1 protein-coding gene is annotated in these 581 nt (G+C 61.4%); it reads left to right on the forward strand.

Annotated elements, in window-relative coordinates; genetic code table 11:
* Nucleotides 1-82: 82 nt before the first annotated feature.
* The coding region (locus tag ACRYR9_RS19895) for a LysR substrate-binding domain-containing protein (protein ID WP_432540243.1) at nt 83-581 on the forward strand (499 nt) is incomplete at its 3' end.

A 581-nucleotide genomic window follows, 5' to 3' on the forward strand; every position in this document is an offset into this window, starting at 1 on the left:
GACGCAATCCGCGCTCAGTGCGCTCCTGCGTGATCTGGAGGCGCAGGTGGGTGCTCGACTCTTCGACCGCACAACGCGAAGCATGGACATCACCGCCGTCGGGCGCGATTTCCTGCCGGTAGCGGAGCGTGTGCTGGCCGATCTGGACACCGGACTGGCGACCGTGCGGGATATGAACCTGAAGCGCAAAGGCAGCGTGACGGTGGCGGTAACGCCAATGCTGGCCACCAGCTTCATGCCGAGTCTCTGCGCCGAGATGCGCAAACAGTTTCCTGGCGTGCGGGTCGTGATCCGAGACAGGTTGGCGATCGACAATATCCAGAGCCTTCGCTCTGGCGAGGCCGATCTCGCCATCGGCAATTTCGGGCTCGTCGATCACGATGTTTCTCTCACGCTGGTCGAGGGTAGTCGGGTTGGTGTTGTCATGCACGCGCAGCATGCGCTGGCACAAACGGCGCATGTCGAGTGGACACAGTTGGCGCAAGAGGCATTGATTCTGTTGAGCCGCGAAAGCGCGTTTCGCCAGTTCGTTTTGCAGTCGCTGATGAACGCTGGCATGACCTGTACGCCCGAGTACGAGG

Origin of the sequence: Kineococcus auxinigenes (assembly GCF_050871525.1) — a bacterium.
In the GTDB taxonomy this organism is placed as follows: domain Bacteria; phylum Actinomycetota; class Actinomycetes; order Actinomycetales; family Kineococcaceae; genus Kineococcus.